Source organism: Nitrospira sp. (genome assembly GCA_024760525.1).
Classification (GTDB): Bacteria; Nitrospirota; Nitrospiria; order Nitrospirales; family Nitrospiraceae; genus Nitrospira_D.
The window spans coordinates 754301-779766 of the sequence record CP060499.1 but is presented as its reverse complement, the minus strand read 5'-3'; the positions used below and the strand labels follow the sequence as shown (position 1 = coordinate 779766).

General features: G+C 55.6%; 27 protein-coding genes. 4 read left to right on the top strand and 23 right to left on the bottom strand.

The window, feature by feature from the left end; genetic code table 11:
* Positions 1-6 precede the first annotated feature (6 nt).
* On the bottom strand, positions 7-2550 hold the full coding sequence (gene recG / locus H8K04_03770) for an ATP-dependent DNA helicase RecG (GenBank protein ID UVT16688.1): 2544 nt from the start codon (positions 2548-2550) through the stop codon (positions 7-9).
* A 135-nt stretch (positions 2551-2685) separates the two neighbouring features.
* Between recG and H8K04_03765 the strand changes: the two genes are divergently transcribed.
* Positions 2686-4101 (top strand): hypothetical protein, encoded by a 1416-nt coding sequence (locus H8K04_03765; GenBank protein UVT16687.1) that lies wholly within the window; start codon positions 2686-2688, stop codon positions 4099-4101.
* A 50-nt stretch (positions 4102-4151) separates the two neighbouring features.
* On the opposite strand, the gene H8K04_03760 is transcribed toward H8K04_03765, so the two are convergent.
* The 21 genes from H8K04_03760 to H8K04_03660 all read right to left on the bottom strand — a co-directional run bounded on the left by H8K04_03760 (position 4152) and on the right by H8K04_03660 (position 21267).
* Positions 4152-4931: a hypothetical protein gene (locus H8K04_03760; protein UVT16686.1), complete on the bottom strand. Its 780-nt coding sequence runs from the start codon at positions 4929-4931 to the stop codon at positions 4152-4154.
* Between the two features lie 185 nt (positions 4932-5116).
* Positions 5117-5557, bottom strand: a complete 441-nt coding sequence (locus H8K04_03755; GenBank protein ID UVT16685.1) for a DUF393 domain-containing protein — start codon at positions 5555-5557, stop codon at positions 5117-5119.
* A 379-nt stretch (positions 5558-5936) separates the two neighbouring features.
* A complete protein-coding gene (locus tag H8K04_03750) occupies positions 5937-6992 on the bottom strand; it encodes a methyltransferase (protein UVT16684.1) in 1056 nt (351 codons plus the stop codon).
* Positions 6989-7423, bottom strand: a complete 435-nt coding sequence (locus H8K04_03745; GenBank protein ID UVT16683.1) for a hypothetical protein — start codon at positions 7421-7423, stop codon at positions 6989-6991. The genes H8K04_03750 and H8K04_03745 overlap by 4 nt, the downstream gene beginning before the upstream one ends.
* Entirely contained in the window at positions 7420-8244 is an 825-nt protein-coding gene (locus H8K04_03740) for a tetratricopeptide repeat protein (GenBank protein ID UVT16682.1), read from the bottom strand. The genes H8K04_03745 and H8K04_03740 overlap by 4 nt, the downstream gene beginning before the upstream one ends.
* On the bottom strand, positions 8241-8843 hold the full coding sequence (locus H8K04_03735) for a hypothetical protein (protein ID UVT16681.1): 603 nt from the start codon (positions 8841-8843) through the stop codon (positions 8241-8243). The genes H8K04_03740 and H8K04_03735 overlap by 4 nt, the downstream gene beginning before the upstream one ends.
* A gap of 32 nt (positions 8844-8875) precedes the next feature.
* Positions 8876-9115, bottom strand: coding sequence for a hypothetical protein (locus tag H8K04_03730; protein UVT16680.1), 240 nt, complete (start codon positions 9113-9115; stop codon positions 8876-8878).
* A 152-nt stretch (positions 9116-9267) separates the two neighbouring features.
* Positions 9268-9798 (bottom strand): TlpA family protein disulfide reductase, encoded by a 531-nt coding sequence (locus H8K04_03725; protein UVT16679.1) that lies wholly within the window; start codon positions 9796-9798, stop codon positions 9268-9270.
* Between the two features lie 136 nt (positions 9799-9934).
* A complete protein-coding gene (locus H8K04_03720; GenBank protein ID UVT16678.1) occupies positions 9935-10282 on the bottom strand; it encodes a PilZ domain-containing protein in 348 nt (115 codons plus the stop codon).
* An 18-nt stretch (positions 10283-10300) separates the two neighbouring features.
* The gene (locus H8K04_03715) at positions 10301-11731 is read right to left on the bottom strand and encodes an amidophosphoribosyltransferase (GenBank protein UVT16677.1); all 1431 of its coding nucleotides are present in this window, start codon (positions 11729-11731) and stop codon (positions 10301-10303) included.
* Between the two features lie 20 nt (positions 11732-11751).
* Complete coding sequence (gene purL, locus H8K04_03710) at positions 11752-14001, bottom strand: phosphoribosylformylglycinamidine synthase subunit PurL (GenBank protein UVT17850.1); 2250 nt, start codon at positions 13999-14001, stop codon at positions 11752-11754.
* Positions 14002-14170: 169 nt separating this feature from the next.
* The gene (locus H8K04_03705) at positions 14171-14506 is read right to left on the bottom strand and encodes a hypothetical protein (protein UVT16676.1); all 336 of its coding nucleotides are present in this window, start codon (positions 14504-14506) and stop codon (positions 14171-14173) included.
* Positions 14507-14655: 149 nt separating this feature from the next.
* Positions 14656-15369 (bottom strand): phosphoribosylformylglycinamidine synthase subunit PurQ, encoded by a 714-nt coding sequence (gene purQ / locus H8K04_03700; protein UVT16675.1) that lies wholly within the window; start codon positions 15367-15369, stop codon positions 14656-14658.
* A 96-nt stretch (positions 15370-15465) separates the two neighbouring features.
* Positions 15466-15705 carry a phosphoribosylformylglycinamidine synthase subunit PurS gene (gene purS / locus H8K04_03695; GenBank protein ID UVT16674.1) on the bottom strand — a complete coding sequence of 80 codons (240 nt, stop codon included), beginning with the start codon at positions 15703-15705 and terminating at the stop codon, positions 15466-15468.
* Complete coding sequence (locus H8K04_03690; protein UVT16673.1) at positions 15702-15917, bottom strand: hypothetical protein; 216 nt, start codon at positions 15915-15917, stop codon at positions 15702-15704. Before H8K04_03690 ends, purS begins: the two co-directional genes overlap by 4 nt.
* 234 nt (positions 15918-16151) lie before the next feature.
* Positions 16152-16856, bottom strand: a complete 705-nt coding sequence (locus H8K04_03685) for a phosphoribosylaminoimidazolesuccinocarboxamide synthase (GenBank protein ID UVT16672.1) — start codon at positions 16854-16856, stop codon at positions 16152-16154.
* A gap of 21 nt (positions 16857-16877) precedes the next feature.
* Positions 16878-17672, bottom strand: coding sequence for a chlorite dismutase family protein (locus H8K04_03680; GenBank protein UVT16671.1), 795 nt, complete (start codon positions 17670-17672; stop codon positions 16878-16880).
* Positions 17669-19009, bottom strand: coding sequence for an adenylosuccinate lyase (locus tag H8K04_03675; protein UVT16670.1), 1341 nt, complete (start codon positions 19007-19009; stop codon positions 17669-17671). The genes H8K04_03680 and H8K04_03675 overlap by 4 nt, the downstream gene beginning before the upstream one ends.
* Positions 19002-19463, bottom strand: a complete 462-nt coding sequence (gene nusB, locus H8K04_03670; GenBank protein ID UVT16669.1) for a transcription antitermination factor NusB — start codon at positions 19461-19463, stop codon at positions 19002-19004. The genes H8K04_03675 and nusB overlap by 8 nt, the downstream gene beginning before the upstream one ends.
* Before the next feature lie 3 nt (positions 19464-19466).
* Positions 19467-20000 carry a 6,7-dimethyl-8-ribityllumazine synthase gene (locus H8K04_03665; GenBank protein ID UVT16668.1) on the bottom strand — a complete coding sequence of 178 codons (534 nt, stop codon included), beginning with the start codon at positions 19998-20000 and terminating at the stop codon, positions 19467-19469.
* Between the two features lie 58 nt (positions 20001-20058).
* Positions 20059-21267 (bottom strand): bifunctional 3,4-dihydroxy-2-butanone-4-phosphate synthase/GTP cyclohydrolase II, encoded by a 1209-nt coding sequence (locus H8K04_03660; protein ID UVT16667.1) that lies wholly within the window; start codon positions 21265-21267, stop codon positions 20059-20061.
* Between the two features lie 293 nt (positions 21268-21560).
* Here H8K04_03660 and H8K04_03655 point away from each other — a divergent pair, with 293 nt between their 5' ends.
* From H8K04_03655 to groL, 3 genes are all read left to right on the top strand, one after another.
* The gene (locus tag H8K04_03655; protein UVT16666.1) at positions 21561-22556 is read left to right on the top strand and encodes an RNA polymerase factor sigma-32; all 996 of its coding nucleotides are present in this window, start codon (positions 21561-21563) and stop codon (positions 22554-22556) included.
* A 257-nt stretch (positions 22557-22813) separates the two neighbouring features.
* Positions 22814-23113, top strand: coding sequence for a co-chaperone GroES (locus H8K04_03650; GenBank protein UVT16665.1), 300 nt, complete (start codon positions 22814-22816; stop codon positions 23111-23113).
* A gap of 57 nt (positions 23114-23170) precedes the next feature.
* A complete protein-coding gene (gene groL / locus H8K04_03645; GenBank protein ID UVT16664.1) occupies positions 23171-24808 on the top strand; it encodes a chaperonin GroEL in 1638 nt (545 codons plus the stop codon).
* A gap of 162 nt (positions 24809-24970) precedes the next feature.
* Here groL and H8K04_03640 read toward each other — a convergent pair whose 3' ends face one another.
* Positions 24971-25426: a response regulator gene (locus H8K04_03640; protein UVT17849.1), complete on the bottom strand. Its 456-nt coding sequence runs from the start codon at positions 25424-25426 to the stop codon at positions 24971-24973.
* Between the last annotated feature and the right edge of the window lie 40 nt (positions 25427-25466).

Sequence of the window (25466 nt, the reverse complement as noted above, 5' to 3'; positions counted from 1 at the left end):
GATGCCTTAGCTGATCGAACCCAGTTCGAGCTTCTTCTCCCATTTTCGTAACATCGCCTCACGCAATTCTTCGTGCGCCTGCTCTTTCAGGCCTGGATCCGCTTTCAGTAATGAAAACGCCTCTTGCCTGGCCTGCTGCAACAAATCACCGTCTCGGACCAGATTGGCTACACGAAATTCCGGCATCCCCCATTGGCGCAATCCAAAGAACTCCCCCGGCCCTCTGATCCGCAGATCGTCCTCGGCAATCACAAAGCCATCGTTGGACCGGACGAGCGCTTCCAAACGCTCCCTTGCCGTGGACACTGACTCGTGATTGTCACCTGAATGTCGTCCCAACTGGGTCTTTCTAGGCCCCAGATTCGCCGCCATCAACAGGCAATAGGATTGATGGCTGCCCCGTCCCACCCTGCCACGTAATTGATGCAACTGCGCAAGACCAAATCGCTCGGCATGTTCGATCATCATCATGGTCGCATTGGGTACATCAACGCCGACCTCGATCACGGTTGTCGCCACCAACAACTGGATGTTGCCGGCCTTGAAGTCCGCCATCACTTTTTCCTTCTCAGCTGCCTTCATACGTCCATGCAGCAGGCCAACGCTGAATTCAGAAAATTCTCCGTTCCGCAACTGTTCGACGCCCTGAATCGCTGCCTGGAGGTCGGTCTTTTCCGATTCCTCCACAAGCGGATAGACCACATATGCCTGTCTTTTGTTGCGGAGTTCATCTCGCAAGATCTGATAGGCTCGCCGCCGGTGGCTCTCACCGAATAGAAACGTGCGCACGGGCTTTCGTCCCGGCGGCAGCACATCAATCACCGATACATCAAGATCGCCATACACCGTCATGGCCAACGTCCTCGGAATAGGAGTGGCCGTCAGCACGAGGACATCAGGGTGATAGCCCTTATCGATCAGAGTCTTCCGTTGCAGCACACCGAACTTGTGCTGCTCATCGACCACCGCCAAACCCAAGCTGTTGAATTTCACGCCCTGTTGAATGAGAGCATGGGTACCGATGGCCACCTGAATTTTACCTGTGGCCAGCTGTTCAGCTTGTACCCGCTTCACCGAAGCCTTCTCTCCCCCGCGCACGAGGATCGTTTGAAGGCCCAAGGCCTGAAGTGTTCCGGAAAGGTTTCGATAGTGCTGCTCGGCAAGAATTTCCGTCGGTGCCATGAGGGCCGCTTGATAGCCTGATCCGCAAGCCATCACGATGGCGTGTAAGGCGACCGCTGTCTTCCCAGACCCCACATCTCCTTGCACCAAACGATTCATCGGCTGCATCGAGATCATGTCTCGAAATATTTCACGAATGACACGATCCTGCGCCGTCGTGAGGCGAAAGGGCAACAGGCGCCCTAGCTTCTCTACAAGCGGGGTCCGCGGGTTGAATCGCAGTTCCTTTGGCTCATCATGCATCAATCGACGTCTCGTCGCTAACGCCATCTGGAGAAGCAGGAGTTCCTCGAACGCCAATCGCCGATGTGCTGACGTCTTCCCTCGTTCAAGCAACTGAGGGTCTGTGCCGGTCATTGGGAAATGGACGTTCTGCAGCGCTTCATGAATCGGAATCAACCGTTGACGCGCCCGAAGAGGCACCGGTAAATGGTCACGGAGCTCAAGCCCATGGTCTGCCAACAGGCTCCTCACCAACACCCGCATTTGACGAGAGGTCCATCCTTTGGTTTCATGATAAATGGGGACGATTCGTCCGACATGCAATGTCGATTCGGCATCTTCTCCAATGATCTCGTATTGGGCCACATCCAGTCGGGGCACCATCCATCCCTGACGACCGGCAATCACCCGCCCGCTCATCATCACACGAGTCCCAACCGTCAGAATATCTTCCAGATACGGTTGATTGAAAAAGACCACCTGCATTCGCCCGGACTGATCCTCGACACCGACGTCAAGCACGCTCAACCGTCTATTTCTGGTTCGTTTCGCGTCGCATTTTTCGACCGTCCCGCAAATCGACGCTACCATTCCAGGGACGAGGTTCCCGATCGGGGTCATTACTGAACGATCCTCATAGCGCCAAGGGATGGTCCATAGCGCATCCTCTACCGTCTGAATACGTAACCGTTGGAGAAGATGGGTGCGCTTGGGTCCAACACCTTTGACGAACCGAACCGCCAGGTTCCAGAGATCAGGACGCCTCACACCTGCCAGTTCAGAACCGCGGAAAGATTGTGCCGACGAATCATTGGAATGGACGGGCTGCGGCCGACCGGCCACTCGGAGTGCCTTGATGAGCAGCATAGCCGTCCGCAATCGTCGACGTTGTTCGTCGAGAGGTAACGCCGGCAGAAAATCGACGAACAGGTCTCGCAACGAAATCAGGCGAGCTTCAATGGCTTTGGGGTAGGTTTCTTGCCGAAGGGCTGAAAAGACTTGCGTGAAGATGAAAACGCCCAGATTTGAAACCGTCTTCAAATGGGCGCAATCATCCCGGCTCGCGAACTCGATTGGTCGCGCGATGCGTTCTAACAACTCCTGAAACGATGTGTGCGGACCCAATCCTGTAGGACCACCCTGCATACGGTACGGAATCGTAACATAGTGCCTTCCGGCTCTCAATGAACCGCTCAAACGGCATGTCGGGATCCACCGACGGTTTTTGCTCGAATGCTTGGTCACCTTTTCTTAGGGTGCTACACTCGTGGTCAAGCGCCCATGTACCGCCGGAACATTACACACATTCTCACGCCGCTTGGATTGGGGCTGGCCCTGCTGGTTGGGTACCACCTGTTTCTGAAGCCTGTCATGCCGCCACCAACTGTGCAACTCGCAGAAACCATGGAACCTGTCGCGCCACCTCCAGCTCCACCACAGATCCGGTCAGCTGAGAGCGCAGCGACACCGACTCGTACACTCGACCAGAGTGTGATACCGCCTACTCCGCACGAGAACCTCCTAGAGTCGATTCGTGATGAGATCGAGAAGCATAACCTGGCGCTTGCCGAGACGAGACTCAAAGAGCTTCCTCCAGCGGTCTTGTCGGACGGCAAATCCAAACCCTTCGTCGCAGTCTTGTGGAACAACCTCGGGTTGCAGCAGGAACGGCTCAATGGCACGAAGGCATCCATCAAGTTGTTTAAGAGAGCGGCCGAGATTGACGACTCCAACCCTGTAATCCTCTTGAACCTCGCCCATGCCTACTGGGAGCAGCGGGACCGCTCGCTGAGCGTTGAATTCTTAACGAAATTGATGAAGCTAGTTCCAGAAGAGCCATTCCCACATCTCGCTATGGCCGACTTGTTACAAGAACAAGATGAACTGGCTGAAGCAGGGAAACATCTAAGCCAAGCAGCCGACCGAGCACGGCAGGATCCAGCCCTTCAGTCCTATCTGGCTGCTGTCACCGCGAAGATTCGTCGCACTCAGTCGGTTGAATCCCACATGACCGTAAGAGGCAGCACTCATTTTGTGGTGAAGTTTGATGGCGAGGAGGACCAGAATACATGGGCCTCAGTTCTGGAGATACTAGAAGAAGCCTACCGAGAGATCGGACAGAAGTTTGGGCATTTCCCGTCGAAGCCGATCATAGTCGTCCTCCATGCCAAGGATACGTTTCAAGGGGCGACCGGAAGCCCGGCTTGGGCCGACGGTCTTTACGACCCCAACCTTGGACGCATTCAGGTCCCCACGCAAGGGGCAACGACAGATAGGAGGTGGCTCACCAGCGTGCTCCGTCACGAGTATGTCCATGCGCTGCTCCATGACCGTTTGGGGACGAGCAGCGGAGCGCTGCCTACGTGGTTGAACGAAGGTCTCGCCATGCAATTGGCCGGAGATGCGTGGCCCGATCTTGATCACGTTATGCAAGGAGATATCAAAGTAATTCCGTTGACCTACCTGGAAGGTTCCTGGAGCGCACTACCGGCCGGCACTTCGACAGTTGCCTACTTAGAAGCGAATTCGGCAACGCGCTACCTAATCGAGCGGTGGGGCATGGCCCGTATCCATGAACTGCTGAACGCCTTTCAAGCAAAGGCATCAGTGGCGAACGCACTCCAAAACAAACTGTTCGTGTCCTACGAACAGTTCCACCGCCAGTGGCTCGAGAGCTTCGAACAAAACCGCTCGTAGCTTCGCTCCGCCTTGATCCTGGATCGGCATAGAAGGGATTTGGGTTGTCGTTACATTAACTCTGCGGCAGACTCTTCCGGAGATTGATTGGGCCAGGGGGGAAGCAGAAGAGCCCGGTCGCTGAACGATTCATGGCTGCCTTCATCAGCATCCAAGCGGGATAATTGATCCTCCCATAGCACTTTCTTCCCGCTGGGATCATACATACGAATTCTGAAGTCAAATGTATGGGAACTGACTGTTGTGATCGCGGCCGGCTGGATCGACCGGCTTGCGATCGGTTGTACTCGAGGAATTCGAGCGCCTACCGTTGTAAATTCATCTTCCCAGACCGATAACCCGGTTACGGCATCCAATGCACGCAGGAAGAACACGGGTTGTTCGGTAACCGTTGCTACACTGTGTACCTTTGTAACAGTTGCGCGCTGTGGCATCGAAGCCGATATGACGTGTCCCGCTCCTTTCCTGTCGGGCTGAACAAGGTTGAGTCGTCCCTCCCACTGAAATGCCCCGGTATTTGCGTCGTATACCCGTAATACAAAATTGGAAAGGTCCGTCGCACCAAGTCCAATTCCACCGGCAAAAATCCGTGGCTCACTAGTCCGGCCCGTCTCCTCACTTTCCTTGACAGACAGTTCATAAACTTCATCGGATAAAATTGCGCCCGACCCTGCGTCATATATCTTCACAGCGATCACCGATGAAGAGCCGATTTGGTAACCGAACCCCGCGGCCACAATCGCCCCTTTTTCTCCCGAGCTTACTCCACCCCACGCTTGACCGATAGAAAGCGAAAGACAAAGTCCCGCGACAGCCAGCCAGGTCGGCATGTTCGAACGGCCATGACAGAAGGCGTTACATTTTCGGTCTGTCCCATGAACGAAACCAGAAATGCTTTGCAACACGACCCGCATGTGCGCCATATGCCCTCCTCCAGGAGTGAACGCATTCTGGAAGAGAGGAGAACGCCGGTAAATTCCCCGCTGTGGGAAGAATCCCCTCGAAAGAGGGGGCATCACGGAAGAATGGAATTGCTTGCTTCAGCTTTCTCGACTGGCTTGGCACTGCCAAACCATCGATACCGGTGGCGCGCGACCATGCGATAGCCCAATTCGGTCAGCGGCCTTGCGAAAGGGAGTCTTAATGCCCATCGCAGAAGTTTTCCGCCAGGGAGGTTAGGGATGAAGGGAAGAAAGGCTTCGAAGCCTCGGAACACTTCTCCTGAAGAACGGATTAAGAACGCCATGTCAGGGCGACCAGGGCGGTAGTCCTGCCCCAGAGCTTTCATGGCCTCCTCGCTTTGATACGCAAGAAATCTAACGGTGGTCCCTGCTTGATCAACTCTCACCCGCTCGAGTTTGGCTTTAGTGGACACACACAGTCGGCATTCCGCGTCATAGATGAGCAGGCAAACCTGCTCATCCAGACGACTCTCTGCCCGCTTGTCGCAATCCATACAAAACAGGCTAGCATCCCAAAACTGCCGACGACAAGGCACCCATTGCCGACGTTTTCCTCTCCGGTCTATAGTCTCTGAATGAAACGGACTGCCTTACTGACTATGTTACTAGGCTTGCTTTTTGTCGAGACGGGACTGCTCTTGAATCAGAACACCACATCCATGGCGCCAGGCTTGGCGTGGAGACTCGGCTTTTTTATCCTATTCCCACTCGCGCTCGCTGTCTTGGTTTGGCTAAGGTTCCGATGGGCCGCGATGATTTGCGTGATCTACGCAACGGTTGGACTGGCCATGGACGTCGCCACGATCATTCAGATGTTCAACACCGATTCTGACGCGGCTCCGACCATACCGGCCAATGGAGTCAGCGGGTTCCTCAATTTTCTACTGATCGTGTTCGGCGGGCGGTCGCTCTTAGACGTGGGCGAGGAGCCGATGCCTCTAAAATCCCATCCTCCCAATCCCCCGTCCCCTTCTTGAGCGGGTGCATCTTGATACCGACGAATCCGGCCTTTTTCAACCACTCCGCCGTCTCCGAGGCTGAGTAGGTGTTTCCACCTTCCGTGAACAGTAGCATTGATCCCGCAAACAGACTTGCTTCCAGTGGATACAACCCTTCGCGATCATGCAGAAACGCATCTTGGATGATGAGTCGACCACCCGGCATCAATGCAGCGAGGGCTCGGCGAAAGATGGCCTGATTATCTTCAGGCGAGTAAATATGCAGCACATTGGAGTACCAAATGACGTCGTAGGCTCCCGTTATCGGATCCCTTGAAAAATCGAGCGGGAGGTAGGAAAGCCGCCGCCCCGTCCTATGAGTGCTGGCAATTTCTTTCGCGACCTCAAGAGCGGGTTCTCGATCACACACGGTGGCACGAAGCTTGGGATTCTTCGCGAGAAATGCCATCGCATACGTGCCGGGCCCTCCGCCGAGGTCCAGCAGAGTGTTAGCACGACCCATGTAAAGTTGTGCCGCAATTGCCGGAGCAATCTCCAAAGTCCGGTGATGCATGGCCCACGTAAATTGCCGGCGGTAGTCTGGACTATCGGGAGTATCATGATCGATCGGCAACCCGCTCCGCACGGACTCCAACAGTCGCATCCAATCTGTCCAATGGGTTCGGATGAGATTCAAATATCCGCCGCGATAGGCGCGATGGTTGGCATTCAGCGCCGTCGCGCCCAGCCGGCTGTTCTTATAGATGGTTCCCTTTTTGTGTAGGACTCCGGCCGCGGCTAGATTACGACAAAGAATGCTCAGACCGCGTTCGCTGACCTTGAGTTCCTTGGCAAGATCAGGAATCGTCCATGATCGTTCGCCGACTGTCGTAAAGAGATCCAGTTCCAGCGCCGCTAACAACACCCGGGGTAAGCGATAGTCCGAAATGGCGTCGCGAAACCCGTCGAAGGTGGCAATGCGTTGCATCACGAGGCATTCCCGATTTGTCGGCAACACCATCGAAGAAGGTCTTCCAGTTTGAGACGATTCTGCAGATCGACGGGACGTGCAAATGTGACCGCGACAAACTCGTCGGTCATCTCGGTCTCCTCGACAAACCCAGATTGCAGCAGGAGTGCTCGGTACTTGGCCACCGCCGGCTGGAGAAAATACTTGGCCTGCTTAGCAACTTCGTCGGTTCCCAAATCCTCCGGCGTGCCTTCCGACATCAGGGCCATGACATCATCCATGGCCACACCATACTGGCACAGGACCGTGCCGTCCGGCCTGACCTCCAAGAGCCAACCATCCTCCCCTAGATCCATCATCAGCGGTCCGTTGGGCTCCAAATCGTAGAATCGAGGGAACAACCGGACCAGTTCAGTGCGAAGTTGCTCCCATGCTGAAGTCGGTTCACTCATGCATGCATCCCTCGACGAGGCAGCGGCTCATATTGCTCGGCCAGTCGTGCCCTGAGCGTCTTCAGGCGCTGCGTGTTTTCTTCAAGCTTCGGCAGGCGATACTTGCGATCCATTGCCACGACCTGTTCCAGCAGATCTGCGGCATCCTGCAGACGTCCCATCTCCTCATAGCATTGAGCGAGCACGTAACGAGCACCACCCGCGCGGAGTTCGTCGCGTAACCGCTCGGAGATCGATTGGCTGGTTTGACAACAGGCAATGGCATCGTCATACCGTTTTCGTATCAAGAACGTGCGGCCGATCATGCGCCACGCATCCGCGACGCCGCCCAGATTCTCCAACCGGCGCATCAGTGCCAACGACCGCTCGTAACACTGGATGGCCTCGTCAAACTGACCGGTTTCCCGAGCGACCAAACCAAGGTCGGAAAACAACACGGCTTGGGCCGCTTCATCGTGTGTCTTGGTCATGAGATCGAGGGCCTCCAGATAATAGGCCCGTGCCCGGTCCCATTCGCCGGCATCCGCCCGGAGATTCCCCAGATTTGCCAGCGTCGTTCCGATGCCTTTCTCATCACCAAGAATCTTTTGCAGCTCCAAGACCTCCTGGTAGTGCGCCTGAGCCGCATCCCGCCTTCCGCTGACCGCACAAATGTTGCCCAGGTTGCCGAGTGTGGCGACGAGGGCTCGCCGATCACCGGTGAGCCGATCACACTCCAACGCCTTGGCGTAACAGGTATAGGCCTCAGTGTAATACCCTCGCGAGAAGTGCTCGTTGCCTTGGCGATTCAGTTCCTCCGAAAGGCCGTTCCGCAAACTCATGGCGTCACCGACAGCAGTTGGTCCACCTGCTGCTTACCACCGAGCAGGATGGAGCAGCCGTCTCCAACGAGAAGGCTATCGAAGTTGTACTTCAAGAGCCGGCGAAGTCCCGCCTTGGCTTTTGCGAGGTCCGCATACTTGTCATTAGGAAGCAGACGTACGGCGCCAGGCGGTTTGCCGATCAATGCATCCCCTACGATCAGAACACCTCGTCCCCGTTCAATAAACAAAGCGGATTCTCCCAGAGACTTCTGATCCTTCAGATGAACCGCCCAGATCCCACCTGGCAAAAGTTCACCGTCTTTGTAGGTCTTTGTCGGTTTCACTTCCATCTGGGTTGCATCGGCCTCCGGCACGTACAATTGGCAATTCAACTCAGCTTGATAGACAGGAGCTTCTCGAAGGTGATCTCGGTTGGTAACAACGATGTAGTCGATCGGCTCCTCTCGTCGGACAATCTCTCTCGCTTCGACAGTCATCGGAGGGGGATCAACGAGAATCTTGTATTCACCGATTGTCAGCAACAGGCCGTTGAAATCGAGTTGCTTTTCATCTGAAAACCACGACCACTGCCAGATGCCGGGTAAGATTTGTTTCATAGCAAGTACCGGGGCTCACGACACCACGGAATTCACAGCGCGGAGATGGCATCCTTGATCGTCTTGGTGATCTTTGCCTGAATGCTCGCGTCGTTGGGCAAGTCAATAATGTCGTCTTCGGGCACAGTGATGAATTTCCGGTTCGTCCCCTTCGTCAACGAGATCAAGAACATGCTGTTGGAGGAGGTCACGGGAATCACTACTTGTACAGATCCGTCGACTCCTCGTATGATCTCCAAGAACTTTTGTTTCCCTTCCTCGATCTCATCCATCGCTTCTTTGTCTCCTCGCCGGGTCTTCTTACATTGTCCGCAAGTCGAGCATCAAAACTTATCGCACAGCGCGCATTGACCGGTCACCAGCGTTCTAAATTTGACCGAGCCTTGGCAGGCAGTCATCGAGCGCTGAGAAACATCCGCCCTCGTTACATCTTGTTTCCACCTGCCAACAGCTTTTCAACCTCTGCAACAATCACGTCTGCTGCGGCCAACTCCATATTGCCGACCCGCTGCCAACGGATGACTCCGTGCTGGTCGATCACGTACACATTTGGAATAAACCTTCCTCCACCATAGAGTTTATCCGTAATCTTGGCGGGATCCAGAAGGTAGGGATAGGTGACTTTGGCTGGGAAGCCAGACAAGAATTCGCCGACCTCCGGCTTACCGTCGCCCGACGAATTGACCCCCAGTACTGCCACGTTCTTGCCTCGCACAGACTCATGGACCTTCTGCAATGTACTCCCCTGCATCATGCAAGGATCGCAAATGTGGAACAATCCCAACACCACGACCTTACCCTTGTAGGATTCGAGCGATATGGTTTCGCCGGTCATGGCGGTGAGCGTGAAGGTCGGGGCTTTTTCTCCAACCCGGAATAATCCGGCTGCAAGAACCAGAGAAACACACAGCACCGGAAAGGTCAGCAGCCCACATGCCAGCAGTCTTCGTTTCATCGCAACCTCCCATGATCAACAGATCACGATTCTATGCTTCATGGAAAAGCTTAGTCCCTGCATAGGCCTTCAGCCCTTGAAGATTGCATCCTACCATGGCAATTTTTTTGACGGCAACCGCCTGGCGGGGATAGAACTAGTCTACGGCATCTCGCTGATTCAGCATGTCCTCGAGCTGTTCCTTCGCCTTGCCTTCAAATCGAACGAACTCGAGTCCAAATCGATCACCATGCTTCCAACGGACGACGGCCAGACCAATGATGATCGGGGGCCGAGCGCCAGGAGGATGCACATGGAGACACACATGCGCCCCGACGGGGACTTGGACATGGCTCTCAATCTCACCGCCGGCGAGCGTCAGATTCCTCACCGTCCCATGACCTGACCCTTCATCTCCTGTAAATAAGGCAGGATAATCGACCGGCACTCGGAGTCGACCTCTGGTCTCAGACTCATGCTTGTTGTCGCTGTCGGGAGGTGTCATATCATCCGTACAGAATGCTCAGCGCGCTGATTCGAACAGGCCCAGCTGAAGCTCTTCTGCGCGGGTAAACGGGATAGGATAGCGCTCTGTGAAACAGGCCGTACAGTACTGATCGGGCGTCCTCGGTGCGGATTTCAGCATCCCGTCAAGGCTGAGATACGCCAAACTGTCGGCGGTGATGTACTTGCGGATTTCTTCGATCGAATGATCGGACGCGATGAGTTCCTTTTTGGTCGGGGTGTCGATTCCGTAGAAACAAGGCGAGAGAATCGGCGGTGAGCTGATCCGCATGTGGACCTCTTTTGCTCCGGCTTGGCGGATCATCTTGACGATCTTTCGGCTCGTCGTGCCCCGAACCAACGAATCGTCGACGACGACGACTCGTTTCCCATCCAAGACTTCGGGCACTGCATTCAGCTTTACCTTGACACCGAAGTGGCGAATCGATTGTTCCGGCTCGATGAACGTCCGTCCGACGTAATGATTGCGGATCAACCCGGTCTCAAAGCGAACCCCTGCTCCTTCGGAATAGCCGAGCGCCGCCGGCACGCCGGAGTCCGGGACAGGAATGACGACATCCGCCGGTACCCACGACTCCTGAGCCAACTGCCGCCCCAACGCCTTGCGCGTGGCGTAGACGGCGTTGGCCCCGAAAATTCGGCTGTCAGGCCTGGCAAAGTAGACATACTCGAATACGCACATGGCCGGATCCTTCTTGGGAAACGGATGATGGCTGTCGAGCCCTTGATCGCTGATCACGATCAACTCGCCCGGTTCAACCTCTCGAACATACTCGGCATCGAGCAAGTCAAACGCGCAGGTCTCCGAGGCCACAATCCAGCCGCTGCGGAGGCGCCCGATACACAGAGGCCTGAGTCCGTAGGGATCACGCGCGGCGATCAGGCCGTTGTCGGTCATCAACACAACCGAGAATGCGCCACGCACCTGGCTCAGCGCATCGACGACCCGCGCGAGAAAGGAATCCGCGCGTGAGTGCGCGATGAGATGGATGATGACTTCGCTGTCCGATGTGGATTGGAAGATCGCCCCGTAGGCTTCCAGTTCGTGCCGGAGCATTTGGGCATTGATCAGGTTGCCGTTGTGAGCCAAGGCTAAATTGCCGAGCGCAAAATTTACAGTGAGCGGCTGCACATTCTTCAAATCGTGGCCACCGGTGGTGGAGTAACGATTGTGTCCGATGGCCATGTGCCCGGGTAGCTTCTCGAGCACTGATTTGTGAAAAATATCCGCGACAAGACCCATGCCTTTCTGCATGAAGAACTGTTCCCCATCTCCCGCAACAATCCCGGACGCCTCTTGCCCGCGATGCTGCAGCGCATACAACCCCAAATAGGTTAGATTGGCGGCCTCTTCGTGGCCAAAGATGCCGAAGACGGCGCATTCGTCGTGAAACTTGTCGGGGGATAGGATTGGCAGTTCTTTGTTCATGATCCTCAGCGGTCTCTTGACTAGTCTTGGATCAGTGTTTGCTCCAAGGAAAGGGCCCACCGAGCATGCAGAATCCCCACCGGCTGATCAATCACTTGTTCCGTTGAACGTTCATCGTTCATATGGACGATGAGCCGGTCACCAGTGACCGCCCCGATCACTTCCACCGGCACACCGAAGCGTCTTGCCCGATCGAGAATCGCCTGTTGATGAGCCGGCGGCGCGGAAATCACCACCCTCGATTGACTCTCGCCGAAGAGAACAGCATCTTTTCGGAGCCGGCCTCTCGTCAATCTTACCACAGCGCCTAGGGTCTGTTCTGGTGCAGAGATGCAACTTTCCGCTAATGTAACGGCTAGGCCGCCTTCTGAACAATCGTGCGCGGACTGCAAGAGTCCGTCACGGCTTAGTGAAAGTACGCAATCATGCAGTGTCTTTTCCGTATCCAGGCTTAAGTACGGCGGCGATCCCTGTTCGCGAGCATGAACGACCTTGATGTATTCAGATCCTCCCAAATCCTCTCGAGTGGCGCCCAGCAAGAGAATATCGTCGCCTTCCTGCTTGAACCACTGGGTCAGCGTTCTTTCGGAATCTTCGATAAGCCCTACCATACCCAGCATAGGTGTTGGATAGATCGATAGCCCATTGGTTTCATTGTAAAAGCTGACGTTCCCGCTCACGATGGGAATCTGGAAATGCTCACAGGCGTCTTTCATCCCTTCGATCGCCATGACAAACTGCCACATGATGTCGGGCCGCTCCGGATTGCCGAAATTGAGACAATCCGTCAACCCGATCGGTTCGGCGCCCGAACAGACCAGATTGCGCGCCGCTTCAGCCACAGCCAGACGGGCGCCTTCATAGGGATGCAACAGACAATAGCGGCTGTTGCAATCAACCGTCATCGCCACCGCTTTGTTCGTACCTTTGATCCGCACCACCGCCGCGTCGGATCCTGGACGCACCGTCGTGTTCGTTCGCACCATATGATCGTACTGTTCGTACACCCACCGCTTACTGGCGATCGTCGGCGATTCCAACAGCGCCAGCAACGCCGCATTCGCATCTTTCACATCGGGGATGGCGTCGTAATTCAGGTTCGTCAACATGTCTTGGTAAGCCGGCGGCTGATAGGGCCGGTCATAACGCGGGCCGTCGTCGGCCAAGGCCTTGGCCGGAATTTCCGCAACAACCTTTCCCTGATCCGTCACGCGCAAGATTCCATCGGCCGTCACTTTTCCAACCACCGCGACGTCCAGATCCCACTTCCGGCAAATCGCGACGCACTCGTCTTCCTTGCCGGCTTTCGCCACCATCAACATGCGTTCTTGAGACTCCGACAGCATGATTTCATACGGCGTCATGCCGGATTCGCGCCTGGGCACCACGGTGAGGTCCAGCTCGATCCCGTTGCCGGCGCGTGAAGCCATTTCGCAGGAAGAACTCGTCAGACCCGCGGCGCCCATATCTTGAATCCCGACGAGCACATCGCGCTCCATCAATTCCAAACACGCCTCCAGCAGCAATTTCTCGGTAAACGGATCGCCGACCTGCACCGTTGGACGTTTTTGGTCCGACTGATCGTCGAACGAATCCGAGGCCATTGTTGCACCGTGGATCCCATCGCGCCCGGTTTTGGAGCCGAAATAAATCACGGGATTGCCGACGCCCGCTGCCGTGCCGCGGAATATCTTGTCCTTATGAGCAAGACCCAAACAAAACACGTTGACCAACGGATTGAGCGCATAGATGTCGTTGAAGACAATCTCGCCTCCCACGGTTGGAACTCCCATGCAATTGCCGTAGCCCGCAATACCGGAGACGACCCCCTTCATGAGATGACGATTCTTCTCCGAATGCAATTCCCCGAACCGCAATGAATCGAGCAGCGCGATCGGCCGCGCCCCCATGGTAAAGATATCGCGCAGAATCCCGCCGACTCCCGTGGCTGCTCCCTGATAGGGTTCGATGAACGACGGATGGTTGTGCGACTCCATTTTAAAGACGACGCACAAACCTTCGCCGATATCGATCGCCCCGGCATTTTCGCCGGGGCCTTGCACGACACGGGGCCCGGTCGTCGGCAGCTTCTTCAAGTGCACACGCGAACTCTTGTATGAACAGTGCTCGGACCACATGACCGAGAACATGCCCAATTCCGTCAAATTGGGTTCGCGCCCGAGAATGCCGAGGATTTTTTGGTATTCCTCGCCCGTCAGATTGTGCTGCGCGATGAGATCCTTGGTGATATGCGACGTGCCGGCCTGCATCATGCCCTAAGGGTCACAGCGATAAAGACTTCCATGGGATATTCCAATCTCCCGACTGTTCAGCTCCCGGACATGCATGCCGCAGCCGCAAGCGCTGCAAGCGTAACCGGCGAGGCACTCGACCGAGTGCCTCGCCGGTCAGATGATTGAAAGGCAAAACCCGATGGTTCTACTGTACTTCCACCTTCACGGCTGATTCAGCGGCCAGCGTTTGATGATCTTTATCTGCCGCCACGACCTTGATCTCATGGTTGCCCGGGGACATTCCCTTGACCGTCCCTTTCCATCCCTTCTGGTATTCCCCATCCACAAAGCAATGCACGTGCGTCGCCTGGTTACCCTTCGTGAGTTCGTAGACCACCTCGACGTCACTCGCTACCTTGGCTCCCTGTGCCGGACTCGTTATCGTCACCTTGCTGCCGTCATCCGACGCAGCAAATGCATTGACACCCGAACCGAAGGCCAACAAACCAATTGCCGCCAATACTGCACCTACACCTCTCATCGCAACCCTCCTCATGTATGAAAGAAGATTATGGCTGATACCGACTGATTGCCTCCACACTTTACCGCGACCACTTCTCATCTTCAATCCTTCGTCGACGCTCTCGATCAAGTGTCGATCTCGTTTGACTGTTCCCACACGTTGAGCGCTTACCGCACGTGCGCTAGCTTTTCGTGCCCCAACGACGCGATGATCGACTGGAAGATCGTCCGCCCATCATCATTCCCAAGCACCGCCTCTGCGCAGCGCTCCGGATGCGGCATCATGCCCAGCACATTCCCTTCGGCATTGCGAATACCTGCAATATTGTCGAGCGAACCGTTTGGGCAAGCATCTGCTGTGACCTCTCCATCTGCCGTGCAATAACGGAAGACCACTTGGGCGTTCGCCCGAAGGCTCGCCAGTGTCACGGGATCGGTATAATAATTCCCATCCGCATGCGCGATCGGGATTTTGAGTACCTGCCCTGATTTGCACTCATTCGTAAACGGTGTCGCGGCAGTCTCCACTTTCACGTGGGTCTCGCGGCAGATGAAGTGCAACGACTTATTGCGCAACATGGCGCCGGGCAACAGCCCCGCCTCGAGGAGAATCTGGAATCCATTGCAAATCCCGAGCACCAGTCCACCGTCGACGGAAAATTGCTTCACCGCTTGCATGACGGGAGAGAACCGCGCAATCGCCCCCGTCCGGAGGTAATCGCCGTAGGAAAACCCGCCCGGCAGGATGACCGCGTTCAACCCCGCGAGTGACGTCTCCTTATGCCACACCATCGTCACATCTTGCCCTAGCACATCCCGAACCACGTACCGACAATCGTGATCGCAATTACTGCCTGGGAAGACCACCACTCCTATGTTCATCTGTCCCCCGTCATTCTCCGAGGCGAGGTGACAGAATTTGGTTTTACTGCGTGCGCGTTGCGCGAGCACGAAACCAAGTTCTGTCGCCTCGCCACATCATCCCAGCTCATACCGGTATTCTTCAATGATGGTATTGGCCAGAAGCTTCTCGCACATGGACTTGACCTCAACTTCGGCCTTTGCTGTATCCGTTTCCTGGAGTTCCAGCTCCATGTACTTTCCTACCCGAACATTCGCGGCATTCTTGAAGCCCAGCGAGTCCAACGCATGCTCAATCGCCTTGCCCTGCGGATCGAGTATCCCTTGCTTCAGCGTCACATGAATTTTGACTTTCACTCTTGACTCCTCTGATCGGCCGATTTGGTCTGTCGGTCGACATATCTCTTGATCCACAAGATGGCCGCGACGGTCAGCCCGCCGGCAAACACCAAGCCGACAAAGGCCCAACGCCAGGGCGATTCGTTCAACCGATAGGCCATCATGCCCACGATGGCCGCCCAGACCACCACCGATGCGATCAGGCCATAATTCAAATATGCCCGCAGCATCTCTCTATCCTTCCCCCCAAGAATCAGGAGGAGGCTCTGGGTCTTGCTCCGCGATACCACGCAAACTCGAGTCACCGCACTCATTGAGCCCGAGCGGTCCGCGTTAAGGACGGCTCGCGATGTTCGATGTTCCGTAAGCTTTGCTTAGGACGGAACAAGTTTCGCGTGACGAGCGACGGCGAAACTGAGTGCGTCGAGTTGAAGTGCTTGAGCGGACAAGGCTCAGAGTCTCCACTACCCGCAGACCCGTTTCAACACCTCCTGATACGCCTCTTCGATCTTCCCCATATCTTTTCGAAACCGATCCTTATCCATCGAATCACCGGTCGTCATATCCCAGAAACGGCACGTGTCCGGAGAAATTTCGTCCGCCAGGATCAGTTTGTTATGGAAGACGCCGAACTCTAGTTTGAGATCGACCAATCGCATCTGCCGTTCAGCAAAGAACGGTTTGAGGATTTTGTTCACCGCGTGGCCCAACTCGCGCAGCTCACGCAAGACTCCTGGTGTCGCCACGTTCATCAGCCGAAGGTGATCGTCATTGACCAGCGGATCGCCAAGCGCATCGTTCTTGTAATAGAACTCGACGACCGCCGGATCAATCCGATTTCCTTCTTTCAATCCGAGCCGTTTGGCCAAACTGCCCGCCACCACGTTGCGCACCACGACTTCCACAGGCACGATCCTCACCTTCTTCGTGAGCATCTCCCGATCGTTCAGTCGCTCCACAAAGTGCGTACGGACACCGTGCTGCTCCAGGAGCCGGAAAAGCCGCTCCGACACCTTGTTATTGATGACGCCTTTTTCAACGATGGTGCCGCGCTTCTGTGCATTGAAGGCCGTCGCATCGTCCTTGAAATACTGCACGACCTGATCCGGGTTGCCCGTTAAAAAGATCTTCTTCGCTTTCCCTTCGTAAAGAAGCGTCCCCGTCGCCATGATGGACCTCGATGATTCAGCTCACTGCGCCAACAGTTCAATGATCTCGTCCAACGATTTCACCGTCCCGAGCAAGGTCGGGTTTCCGAATCGGCGCGTATAGTGGAATTCCTTCACCTTCTCGAGCGACAACACCAGGCTATGAAAGTCCTCCAGCTTGGATGTTTCAAAATAGGTAATGAAGTCCAGATCGTCCAGACCGCTGGAGTGATAGAGCTTCCGCTTGACTGTCTTCAGATAGGGCAGCGTCGCCGCCGTATGTTCTTGCATCATCGCCGCCCGTTTCTCCTGATCCAGTCCCCACCATTCGGGCGATTTTCTGATCGGGATGATGATGGCATAGGGCTTCGAACCCGGCTCGCTGAGGGTTTTCAGTTCAGCCTTCATCTGATCCGGGAGTCCTGGAACATAATTCGGTTTTTTGGTGAGCCCGTGCATGATCCCGGCCGTCTTGAGATGTTTCCCGAACTGGCTGCTCCGCAGGTCGAGGAGAAACTCCTGCGTATCACGCAATTCCGTCGCGTGGATCCGGAACAACAGATCGGCCTGATCGGACAGCCCACGAAGCAGGTAGAGATCGATCGCCACTTTCTCCCGATACTGTTCGACGACGCCTTTGAATGTCGCCAGATGAGCGATGCGGGTCGAGGGGTCTTGCTTGGCCCACTCCTCGTCGAGAGCAAATACTGCAAACGTGCCATAGACTCCGGGCTCGCTGAGGAGCTTCTCGCGGTCAGCCGCAGCCTGAACGCCGGATACCAAGGGTCCCACCGTCAACCAAATGAGCATCAGTCCCGTCACGAGCGATTGAGTCATGATCTCGTTCCCTTCTTCCCTGTGCCGAATGAACGGGACTTGCCTCGCCCGAATACCCGCCGATAGATTTGATCGAGATGACGCAGATAATACTTCGGGTTGAAACAAGCTGCGATTTCTTGTTTTTTCAGGTGCTGCAAGATAAACGGATCTTTCGCTGCCAGTTCCTGCAACCCACCTCCTCCCCTCCAGGAGGCCATGGCATTGCGCTGAACGGCTTCGTACGACTCCTTTCGCTGCGCGCCTTTGTCGACCAAGGCCAACAATAGCCGCTGCGAATAAATGAGTCCTCCGGTCAGTTCCAGGTTTCGGCGCATTCGGTCCGGATAGACAATCAAATCTTTGATCAGATCGGTGATCTTGGCAAGCATGTAGTCGATCAAAATCGTGCTGTCCGGCATGATGACCCGCTCAACCGACGAATGACTGATATCACGTTCGTGCCAGAGGGCCACATTTTCCATCGCCGCCACACTGTTGGCCCGCACCAGCCGCGCCAAGCCGCACAGATTTTCCGAGACGATCGGGTTCCGTTTATGCGGCATCGCCGACGATCCCTTTTGACCTTCTGAAAAATACTCTTCGGCTTCGAGTACTTCAGTACGCTGAAGGTGGCGAATCTCGACGGCAAATTTTTCAATGCTTGCCGCAAGCAACGCGAGCGCCGTCGAATAGGACGCATGACGGTCCCGTTGGACTACCTGGTTGGAGACCGGATCCGCTTTTAAGCCGAGTTTTGCGCAGACATAGTCTTCGATATCGGGACCCTGATGCGCGAAGGTCCCCATCGCGCCGGACAGTTTGCCGACTGCGATCTCATTCCGTACCTGTCGCAGACGTTCCTGATGGCGACGGACTTCTTCATACCAGAGAGCGAGTTTAAGCCCGAAGGAGATCGGCTCGCCGTGGATACCGTGCGACCGTCCCACCATAACCTGGCTCTTATAACGCAGGGCCTGTCGTTTCAGCACGGACCGCAACTCATCGACACCCTCTAGAATCAGATCGAGCGCCTCGGTCATTTGTACGGCGAGCGAGGTGTCCACAATGTCCGACGAGGTAAGCCCCATATGGAGAAACCGATGCTCCGGTCCCACGGTGTCCATGAGGGATTCCAGAAAGGCGATCACATCATGCTTCGTGACTTTTTCGATTTCGGCGATCCGTTCGACATTGACCTTCGCTTTCTTGCGGATCTTTGCTGCAGTCCCGCGTGGAGCCTGTCCCGCCCGCTCGAATGCGGCGCAGGCCTGCAACTCGACTTCCAGCCAGATCTCGTACTTATGCTTCAGCTCCCAGATGGCTTTCATCTGGGGACGCGTGTATCGCTCAATCACCTTCCGCTCTCCTCCAAATCGCCCGAGCCGGATCTGCCCGCTTCTCAGCCAGCCGCAACTCGGTCGCCAAGGCTTTGTCGAGAATCGCGTTCACAAACTTTGAAGCCTCGTCGTCGCCGAAACTCTTCGCGAGTTCGATGGCTTCGTCCATCGTGACTTTCGCAGGCACTTCATCCAACCACAGCAACTCATACAGTCCGGCCCGCAAGATATTGCGGTCGACGATCGGCATGCGGCTCACAGTCCAATTCGTCGCATACTTGCCGATGGTGGCGTCGAGTTCCTTCTTATGTTCCACCACGCCCTTCACCAGCCGCTCCGCGAACTCTTTCGTCTCATCGGATGCCGAGTATTCACGCCAGAACTCGTCCAGGTGAATATCGGCCTTCCCGTGAATGTCGTGCTGAAACAGAATCTGCAAGGCTCGCTCGCGGGCCTGATGACGAGATCCCATACGTTAGTTCGCATGCCGCTGCGCGGCTCGCCGTGGATGAGCTGACCGCCCCATAACCGGCTCGTGTTCGATTCCCTTCAACCGTCTCATAACCACCACCATTTCGATCGCAGACGTGGCCGCATCACCACCACGGTTGAATCTACCCGGATCGGCTCGTTCCTCCGCCTGTGCAACCGTTTCCGTGGTCAACACACCGAAGATGATCGGCACATCGGTATCCAACGCCGCTTGACCGATCCCACGGCTCACCTCGGAGCTGATATACTCAAAATGGGGCGTGTCACCGCGAATCACCGCTCCCAAGCAGATCACCGCATCGAACCGGCTCGACTTGGCCAGCGTGCGGGCCGCCAGCGGAATTTCGAACGCTCCCGGCACCCTCACCACCTCAATGTTCCCGACACCCACACCGCGTTTCTTGAGCGTATCGATACACGCACCGAGCAACTTGCTGGTGACGCGCTGATTGAACTTTGCGGCGACGATGCCGAACTTCAATCCCGCCATGGAACGCCCCGTCTTCGCAGATTTCATCTTTCAACAGCCGTCTTGGCCCAGATTCCGGAGAATAGAACGTGAGATGGATAGACCGTCAGACCTTCTTGAGAATATGCCCCAGCTTCGTTTTCTTCGTCCGAAGATACCGAACATTCGCCGCGCGCGGGGGGATCTCGACAGGAACACGTTCGACGACCTTGAGACCATAGCCCTCGATCCCCACGATCTTACGCGGATTATTCGTGATCAACTTGATCTGGTGCAGACCGAGGTTCGCCAAAATTTGCGCGCCGACTCCATAGTCCCGGAGATCGGCCTTGAACCCGAGTTGCAGATTGGCTTCCACCGTATCACTCCCCTGATCCTGTAAGCCATAGGCCTTGATCTTGTTCAGCAACCCGATTCCGCGGCCTTCTTGATTCAGGTAGAGGAGCACTCCGCGGCCTTCCTTCTGAATGATCTCCATCGCGGCATGCAATTGATCACGGCAATCACAACGCAACGATCCCAATGCATCAGCCGTTAAACAACCGGAGTGTACACGCACAAGCGTCGGTGGACCACCGTCCACTCGACCTTTCACCAATGCAATATGGGTTATGCCGTCGATCTGATTCTCGAACGCCACCGCTTCGAACTCGCCAAAGGTCGTGGGCAACCGCGCGCTTGCCACTCGCTTGACGAAAGTCTCTCTCCTCATGCGGTATTCGATCAAAGCCTTGACCGTGACCATCTTGAGCTTGTGGGTCTTGGCAAACTTTGTCAGTTCAGGAACGCGGGCCATGGTGCCGTCTGCGTTCATGATCTCGCATATCACGCCGGCAGGGCGAAGGCCGGCCAACCTGGCCAGATCGACAGATCCTTCCGTTTGTCCGGCGCGACGAAGCACTCCACCGGTTTGCGCTTTGAGCGGAAAAACGTGACCGGGTCGCGCGAGATCGCTTGGTTTGGATTTCGGGTCGATCGCCACATGAATCGTCGTGGCTCGATCTGCGGCCGAGATTCCCGTCGTGATGTCCTTTCGCGCATCGATCGATACGGTAAAGGCGGTGCCGAACGCAGCGGTATTCTCGGAAGCCTGTTGTGGCAATTGCAGCTCTTCTACCCGTTCAGGCGTCAGAGCCAAACAAATCAGGCCTCGAGCGTGCGTCGCCATGAAGTTGATCACGTGCGGAGTCACTTTCTCCGCTGCAATGACGAGATCACCTTCATTTTCACGATCCTCGTCGTCCACCAAGATGACGCACCTTCCCTTCTTGATGTCCCGAATTGCGTTTTCGATACTATCGAAAGGAGTCGTCATATGTTTCTGACGGAGAGCCGTGAACTCAATCATTCTCTGTGACGCGTGGACAATTTATCATTAAACATTGAATATTTAGAAGCTAAGAAGCTGACAGCTTAACTCTGTTTCCGCCCCGACTGTCAACCAAAAAACACCGAACTTCCGCGAGTCTCGATGGAGAAGAGCCATCCGTTACCCCATCCTGTATTCCGCGCCGGAGAAGATCATGTGCCTCCTCGATATCCGCATGAGCGGGCGGGGTTTTTTCAGCATTGTTGCAGCCTAGGAATCTAGTGTAGTCTCCCCTCTTCATGTCCATCCTCGACGAGACAGATACGCAGCCGGACGAGCCTGAAGAATCGGAGCCCTCTCAGACGGAGCCGAACGAGATTCCTGCCAGCGCCGAGCTTAGCCCGGTTCCTGAACACGAAACAAGCCCCCGCGCCGATACGACCGCGGTGGTACCGGTCACGGCGTTGCAGCAGTACCTGGCCGAGGTGCGCCGATACCCCTACCTTTCCAAAGAAGAGGAGCTTCAGCTTTTTCAAGAATACCAAACGCACGGCAGCCGCGAAGCGGCCGTCAAGCTCATCATGGCCAACCTGCGTGTGTCGGTCTCGATCGCGGCCGAGTACCTGCATACCGGCGCCGATCACATGGACTTGATTCAAGAAGGCAACGTCGGTTTGATGCAAGCCATCAAGAAATTCGACCCCTCGAAAAACGTGCGCTTCTATGCCTATGCCGCTTGGTGGTCGCGGGCCTATATCCTGCGGTACTTGTTGCATACCTTTCGGCTGGTCAAGGTCGGCACGACTCAGGATCAGCGAAAGCTGTTCTATAATTTAAAAAAGGAAAAGGCAAAGCTCGAACGGGACGGCTTTGCGCCCGACACCAAATTGCTCGCCGATCGCCTGAACGTGCGCGAGCGCGACGTCATCGAGATGGATCAGCGCCTCGGCAACTGGGAACTATCGCTCGACCAGCCGATCGGAGAAAACCAGGAAAGCACGCTGCTGGATGTCTTGCCGTCCCACCAAGAACCGGCGGACGAGCAGATTGCCGATCATCAGCTGAAAACACTCTTTCGGGCCAAGCTCGCCGAGTTCATCACCACCCTCGAGGAGCGAGATGAGGACATTCTTCGAAACCGCATCCTGTCCGACTCCCCCCTCACGTTGGATGATTTGGGCGATAAATACGGTATTACGAAGGAACGGACTCGCCAATTGGAAGCGCGTATCATCAAACGCCTCCGTGACTACATGAAAAAAGACATCAAAGATTTTGACCATTTGCGGGCATGACATCTCCGGTCGATCCGCTTCCTCCCTCACGCAAAAAACCCTAGAATATCGGTTTCACAATAGGTTACGATGTAGGAAGGTTCAATTAAGCGGCGAGAATGTCAGGGCTATAAAAATCCCTCGAGTCCCCTCTTGACTTGGATGAACTAAGGCCTATCTCCATCGAGTCATAGGCTTCTAGGGTCATTAGCGAGTTCAGCCCAACTCTCAACCGTCAACACCTAACGCGTTAACTTTCATCAGGAGGAGGTTCTGTTATGGGTACAGCCGAGAAGGAAAAGAAGAATGTGGCCAAAGGATTCCAGCCCTTGGGTGAACGGGTATTCGTCACGTACACCGAGGAATTGGAACGCACCGCCGGTGGAATTTACGTGCCTGATTCAGCAAAGGAAAAGCCCCAACGGGGAGTGGTGCAGGCCGTCGGCAAGAAAGTGGAGAACGTCAAGGTCGGTGATCAAGTCCTTTTCGACAAGTATTCGGGCAGCAAGCTTCGGATTGAGGACGAAGAATGCTTGATCCTCAAGGAAGAAGACATCCTGGGGATCTTCACCAGCTAAGGTCAAGTCGCAAATAACCCAGACGAAACAATAGAACACGATAACAGGAGGAATCCAATGGCAAAGCAACTTATGTACGGCGATACAGCACGAGCCGCCATCCTGAAAGGGGTGAACCAGCTCGCAGACGCCGTGAAAGCAACTCTCGGCCCCAAGGGCCGGAATGCGATTTTGGACAAGAAATTCGGCGCGCCGACCATTACCAAGGACGGCGTCACAGTCGCAAAAGAAGTTGAGCTGAAGAACCCTTACGAAAACATGGGAGCCCAGTTGGTCCGCGAAGTAGCCAGCAAGACCAGCGACACCGCCGGCGACGGAACGACGACGGCAACTGTGTTGGCCCAAGCGATCTTCCGCGAAGGTGCGAAGAACATCACCGCCGGCGCCAATCCGATGGAGATTAAGCGAGGGATCGATAAGGCCGTCGAGGCCATCACCGCCGAGCTCAAGAAGCTCAGCAAACCCTGTCAAAACAAGACCGAGATTTCCCAAGTCGGCACCATTTCGGCCAACAACGACAAGACCATCGGCGATTTGATCGCAGAAGCCATGGAAAAGGTCGGCAAGGACGGCGTCATCACGGTGGAGGAAGCCAAGTCGATGACCACCTCCCTGGACGTCGTCGAAGGTATGCAGTTCGATCGCGGGTATATTTCCCCCTATTTCGTCACCAATGCCGAGCGGATGGAATGCTCCGTGGAAGAGCCGCTCATTTTGATCAACGAGAAGAAGATCAGCAGCATGAAGGATCTGCTCCCGCTGCTCGAGCAAGTAGCCAAAATGGGAAAACCGCTCGTCATCCTTGCTGAGGAAGTCGAAGGGGAAGCCTTGGCGACCCTCGTCGTCAACAAGCTCCGCGGAACCCTGAACGTCGCGGCTGTGAAGGCACCGGGCTTCGGCGACCGCCGCAAGGCCATGCTGGAAGATATCGCCATCCTCACAGGTGGCCAGGTGATTTCCGAAGACATCGGCATCAAGCTCGAGAACGTCAAGCTGACCGACCTTGGGCGCGCCAAACGCGTCACGATCGATAAGGATAATACGACGATCGTGGAAGGCTACGGCGATTCCAAGAAGATCGAAGGCCGGGTCAAGCAGATCAAGGCCCAGATCGATGAAACGACATCCGACTACGATCGCGAGAAGCTGCAAGAACGGCTGGCGAAGATCGTGGGCGGCGTCGCGGTCATCAATGTCGGGGCTGCGACTGAGACCGAGATGAAGGAGAAGAAGGCTCGCGTCGAGGATGCCCTCCACGCCACGAAGGCGGCGGTGGAAGAGGGAATCGTCCCCGGCGGCGGCACAGCCTACCTCCGCTGCGTTAAAGCGCTCGATGGACTCAAGGATGTTCCGATGGAGCAGAAAGTCGGACTCGACATTGTCCGGCGTGCGCTCGAAGAGCCGGTTCGGCAAATCGCCGCGAATGCCGGCGCGGAAGCTTCGGTCGTCGTCGGTAAGGTTCGGGAAGACAAGAACGTGAACGGTGGCTACAACGCCGCGACGGATGAATATGTCGACATGATCAAGGCCGGTATCATCGACCCGACCAAAGTGTCGCGGACGGCGCTCCAGAACGCCGCCAGCGTGGCGGGCTTGATGCTCACCACGGAGGTCATGATCACCGAACTCCCCGAGGAGAAGAAAGAAGCGGCCGCGCCTGGCGGACACAGTCACGGCATGGAGGGGATGTACTAAGCGTCAGACACAAAACAGCTGATACCGAACATTTTGGGCTCAGCCGCGAAAGGCCCGGCAGAATTCTGCCGGGCCTTTCGTGTTTATTGACTCGTCGACATCGAACATTCGAACGAAACCATGAGGAGTGGGTTCTGGTCACCCATCCGATAGTGGCAGCTTTCAACGTGGAGGACTTGCCAGGAGCCTGACGGTTGCGAGCCAAAAGTCATCGATGCGTTGGACGATGGTAAAATATTTCTCGAGGTCAACCGGTTTGGTGACATACGCATTGGCATGATTGTCATAGCTTTTCAACACGTCACCTTCCGCGTTCGAACTGGTCAAGATGATCACAGGAATGGTTCTGAGCGCCGGGTCCTGTTTCATTTGTGCCAACACCTCAAATCCGCTTTTCTTAGGCAGATTGAGATCCAAGAGCACGAGATCCGGCTGAGGGCTTTCAGTATACGGTTGTTCCTTTCGCAGAAACTGCAGAGCCGCCACGCCATCGTGCGCCACATGCAGGCGATTGGGAACCTTCGCTTCTGATAACGCCTCTTTCGTCAGGCGTACATCGCCGATGTTGTCCTCCACCAATAGAATTTCAATCGCGCACCCTGTTCCTTCGCTCATCATCCCTTCTTCCTGACCCTTCGTTGGAATGGGCTTCAACCGG